This is a genomic window from Kitasatospora nipponensis, from assembly GCF_039528135.1.
In the GTDB taxonomy this organism is placed as follows: Bacteria; Actinomycetota; Actinomycetes; order Streptomycetales; family Streptomycetaceae; genus Kitasatospora; species Kitasatospora nipponensis.
In genome coordinates this window covers 1-790 of the sequence record NZ_BAAALF010000646.1, presented here as the reverse complement: position 1 = coordinate 790, position 790 = coordinate 1, and the positions used below count along the sequence as shown (strand labels likewise).

Annotated in this window: 1 protein-coding gene; it reads right to left on the bottom strand. The window is 73.3% G+C overall.

What is annotated here, in order from left to right; genetic code table 11:
- Nucleotides 1–643 (bottom strand): IPT/TIG domain-containing protein (locus ABD323_RS42465; RefSeq protein ID WP_344447400.1); only part of this gene is annotated, 643 nt, incomplete at its 3' end.
- Nucleotides 644–790 lie beyond the last annotated feature (147 nt).

Here is a 790-nt window from a genome sequence, read left to right as displayed (position 1 = left end):
CGCCCGGCGACGTCACCGTGACCTGCACCGTCCCCGACCCCGCCGGCACCGTCGCCAGCGCCTGGTTGTCCGACACCACCGTGAACGACGTCGCGGCCGCCGCACCGAAGTGCACCGCGCTGGCCTGGCTGAGACCGCTGCCCGTCAGGGTGAGCGTGATGCCGCCCGAGGTGGGGCCCTGGGTGGGCACGACGCTCGTCAGCACGGGTGCGTTCAGGTAGTAGTAGAACGTGGAGGAGGTGCCGCCCGCCGTAGTGACGGTGAGGTGGACCATGCCAGCACCGCCGGGTGGGGCGACGGCGGTGATCTGCGTGCCGGACACCACCGTGAAGGTGGTGGCCGGCGTGCTGCCGAACCGCACGTCCGTGGCCCCTGTGAACCCGCTGCCCGTCACCGTGACGGTGGTGCCGCCGGCAGTGGGTCCCTGGTTGGGGGCCACGGTGGTGACCACGGGAGCCGACAGGTAGGTGTAGGGCAGGCCGTTGCTGGTGCCGCCGGGTGAGGTGACGGTGACCTGCACGGTGCCCGACCCGGCTGGCGCCGTCGCCACCACGGTGGTGTCCGACAGGACCGTGAACGCCGCGGGCGTGGCCCCGAACGCGACGGTGACCACCTCGCTCAGGCCCGTCCCCGTCAGCGTCACCGACGCGCCCCCCGCGGTGGGCCCCTGAGCGGGCGCCAGACTCGTCAGATGGGGAGCCGGCACATACGTGAACGCCACACCGTTGCTCGTCCCGCCCGGCGACGTCACCGTGACCTGCACCGTCCCCGACCCCGCCGGCACCGTCGC